Annotated in this window: 3 protein-coding genes and 2 pseudogenes; 1 reads left to right on the top strand and 4 read right to left on the bottom strand. The window is 73.7% G+C overall.

The genetic code is table 11. The features are described from left to right. From IH13_RS37200 to IH13_RS0110850, 4 genes and pseudogenes are all read right to left on the bottom strand, one after another. Nucleotides 1-1,056: pseudogene (locus IH13_RS37200) on the bottom strand (hypothetical protein); the annotation flags it as partial. Between the two features lie 175 nt (nucleotides 1,057-1,231). Beyond that, entirely contained in the window at nucleotides 1,232-1,696 is a 465-nt protein-coding gene (locus tag IH13_RS0110840; RefSeq protein ID WP_031083282.1) for a DUF6113 family protein, read from the bottom strand. After that, nucleotides 1,693-2,601 carry an N-acetyl-1-D-myo-inositol-2-amino-2-deoxy-alpha-D-glucopyranoside deacetylase gene (gene mshB / locus IH13_RS0110845; protein ID WP_031083284.1) on the bottom strand — a complete coding sequence of 303 codons (909 nt, stop codon included), beginning with the start codon at nucleotides 2,599-2,601 and terminating at the stop codon, nucleotides 1,693-1,695. Before mshB ends, IH13_RS0110840 begins: the two co-directional genes overlap by 4 nt. A gap of 86 nt (nucleotides 2,602-2,687) precedes the next feature. Further along, nucleotides 2,688-2,882: a hypothetical protein gene (locus IH13_RS0110850; RefSeq protein WP_031083286.1), complete on the bottom strand. Its 195-nt coding sequence runs from the start codon at nucleotides 2,880-2,882 to the stop codon at nucleotides 2,688-2,690. Nucleotides 2,883-3,048: 166 nt separating this feature from the next. Between IH13_RS0110850 and IH13_RS0110855 the strand changes: the two are divergent. After that, nucleotides 3,049-3,283, top strand: a pseudogene (locus tag IH13_RS0110855) (S9 family peptidase); the annotation flags it as partial.

Raw genomic sequence — 3,283 nt, forward strand, 5'->3', positions numbered from 1 at the left:
CCTGCCGAAGTCGCCGGGGCTGCCCGGGAAACCGGACCGGGAGTCCGGGGGCACGACGGGGATGCCGCTGGTGAGCGTGTCACCCGAGACGTTCCCGGCCGGTTCGGGTGCGGGGACCTGCGGGGTGAGGATCGCCGTGTCGTCGGACATCCGCGGCGCTGCACCGCCGGGCCCGCCCGGGCCGGAAGCGGCCGGAGGACGGGGCTTGCCGGTGCGGCCGGCGAGCTTGTCGAGGTCCGGGGTCAGCGACGAGATCCCGGTCACCGGGCCGGTGGTGGGGCCGGACGGCGCCTGGGCGCGCCCGCCGGGCGCCGCGGCGCCGGGACCGTCGGCGCCGAACGCGTCGAGGGAGCTGCGGTCCGGCCCGGAGGTGCCGCCCTCGGGGCGGAACGGCAGATCGGCGCGGGGCGGCACCTGGGCGGAACCGGAACCCCCTTGGGCGGCCGGGCCGCCCGAAGCGGAACCGGCGCCCGGCCCCGAGCCGAAGCCCGCCCCGGACCCCGTGCCCGAACCGGGACCGAAGGACGGACCGGGACCCGGACCCGGGGCACCGGACTCGCCGCCACCGCCCGAAGCGGCGGCGGGTGCCACCGGCTTGCGCGGGGCGAACCAGTCGCTGGCGGGCTTCCCGGCGGGCGCGGCGTCACCGTCCTGGCCTTCGTCCCGTGCCCGGGGTCCTGGAATGCCGCGCTCCTCCCCGTCCGGCGCCTCGCCGTCGGCGGGCGCGGGAGCGTCCGGCCGCGGGGTACCGCCGGTGCGCTCGGCGTCCGGCCGGCCACCGGAGGCGTCGGTGTCACTCATCGGCGTACGCATGACGACAGGCGGGATCGGACGCGAACCCGGGATGTTGATCCGGATACGGGTCGTCAGCGTCGTCTCGGTCCTGGGTTCCTCGGGCCGAGGCGGGTCCGCAGGCTCCGGAGCCTCCCCCGGCCCGCCCTCGGACGGGTGCAGCGACGGATACTGGCGTGATCCGTACGGCGGCGTACCCGAGGGGTACGCGGCTCCGCCGCGCCCCTGGGGCCCGGAGGACGAACTGTCAGTTTCACGACTCAAAGCAGGTTCTCCCGATTGGCTCCGCCGCCCGTACTTCCCCCATGCCGCAGGCCAGGGGACGGCTCGGCGCGGGGACCACCTTACTGGCCGCCGCCGCAGGACTCTTCGCTCCCCGGGGTGACGACAAGGCGCCCGCTCCCGTCCGGGGCGGCGGTCCGGGAGCGGAGACAGCACATCATGTGCCGGGTGGACGGGTGTCGTTGGCCGGATAGGGCAGGCGGGACAGGGTGGCGCACATCACAGCGACGGCCGTCGAACCGAGCATGAACAGCGCCAGACCGATCTCGTCGCCGAAGACGTAGTCGCCCTCGGGGCGCCCGCCCAGCAGGAACACCACCGCGACGAACCAGCCCACCGCCGGTGCCAGCGCGCCGAGCTGGGTACCGGTCGCGACCCTGCCGCCGTAGAACAGTCCTGCCGACGCCACCAGCGCGAGGATCAACCCGCCCGGGAACAGGGCCGCTTGCACCAGCGTACCGGCGATCCCCACGGCCGCCCCCAGGACCGCGAGACCGGCGTACACGGCGATCCTGGCGGGGTTCGGGCGGGCGGCGAGCCCGGTGGGCTCCGGGGCCCTCGGCGGGGCGTTGGTGCGCGGCGCCCGCGACGAGGCGCGCTCCCTCTGCGGCCTGCCGCTCATGCCCGCTCTCCCGGTGCTCCCGGCACGCCCGCGAAGAGGTCGTGCTCCCTGACGCCGTCGTCGCCGCCCGCGGTCCCGCGTACCAACTCGTAGTACTCGGTGGTGAAGACGGGCTGCCCGAGGTCGTTCGAAAGAGCGAAGAACGGGCCGTCCACGGCGATCTGGGTGGCGTGCGCCCGCATGGCGGCGGTCTTCGCGGCGGCGTGGGCCGAGCCGTCGATCTCCGCCGTGACGCGCTCGTCGTCCACCACTCCGGGGACGTCGTCGACGGCGGCCGTCCCCCCGAAGGAGTCCGGAGCGTTCTCCCGCAGCCGGGCGAAGGCCTCCTCGGCCACCGTCCGGGGCACCCGGTTCCAGTAGATCTTCACGATCGTGTGCGGGTCGCCGGGGACCGCGTCGTACGCGGGGTCGGCCGCCAGATCGGCGGCGCGCATCGCGACCCGGTGTGCCTGGATGTGGTCCGGGTGGCCGTAGCCCCCCTCGGGGTCGTAGGTGACCAGCACCTGCGGCCGCACCGAACGGATCACCTCGACGAGGTGTCCGGCCGCCTCGTCCAGGTCGGCGCCCCAGAAGGCACCGGGCCGGTGGTTCTGCCCGGTGCCCATCATCCCGGAGTCCCGGTACCGCCCGGGGCCGCCCAGGAAGCGGTGGTCGGTGACCCCCAGCTCCCTCATCGCGGCCGCGAGTTCACCGATGCGGTGGGCGCCGAGGGTGTCGTCCCGGTCGGCGGCGAGGTGGGCCAGGTCCGACGGGATGACCTCGCCCTCCTCGCCGAGTGTGCACGTCACCAGGGTGACGTGGACGCCCCGGGCCGCGTACGTGGCCATGGTGGCGCCGTTGTTGATCGACTCGTCGTCGGGGTGCGCGTGCACCAGGAGCAGGCGGCGGGGGGGAAGGTCCTTCATGGGACCAGCCTACGAGCCGCCCGCCCCTCGGCCCGACCGCCCCACGGGGCCGGCAGGCGTGAAGAGGCGCGGCCCGGGTAGCCGGATCAGAACTTGATCCCCCCGATCATTCCGGCCACGTTCGAAGTCACCTCCGAGATGGTCGGGGCGATCGACGAGCTCGAGAGATAGAACCCGAGCAACATGCAGACCACCGCGTGTCCGCCCTTCAGTCCGGATTTCCGGATGAGCAGGAAGACGACGATCGCCAGCAGCACCACCGCCGAAATCGAGAGTGCCACGGCGGTTCACCTCCATCAGTACGGTCGGGACGGGCAGCACACATGGAGCCAGCAGGTTCATACCCACCGAGCGCTACGGATCATAACTATCCGTGCCGACGCATTGATCGGGGCACAGCAGCACGAGGGGCGCACGGAGCGGTGTTCCGGGGCTAGGTTCGGTGCCATGACCTCGCAGAAGCCGTCCTTTCCCCTCCAGCACGCCCGGACCCAGCGGTTCACTCTCGGCGCACCCCGCTCCTTCACCGTCTCACCGGATGGGACGAGGGTGGTCTTCCTCCGGTCCACCTCCGGCACGGACCGGACGAACCGCCTCATGGTCCTCGACACCCGCACCGGCGAGGAACGCGTCGCCGCCGACCCCGGGGCCCTGCTGGGCGGTTCGGCGGAGAGGCTGTCGC

Source organism: Streptomyces sp. NRRL WC-3549, from assembly GCF_000721935.1.
In the GTDB taxonomy this organism is placed as follows: domain Bacteria; phylum Actinomycetota; class Actinomycetes; order Streptomycetales; family Streptomycetaceae; genus Streptomyces.

Coding starts and splice junctions, on each gene's coding strand:
- mshB (WP_031083284.1), bottom strand. CDS start 2,601: ATGAAGGACCTTCCCCCCCGCCGCCTGCTCCTGGTGCACGCGCACCCC.
- IH13_RS0110840 (WP_031083282.1), bottom strand. CDS start 1,696: ATGAGCGGCAGGCCGCAGAGGGAGCGCGCCTCGTCGCGGGCGCCGCGC.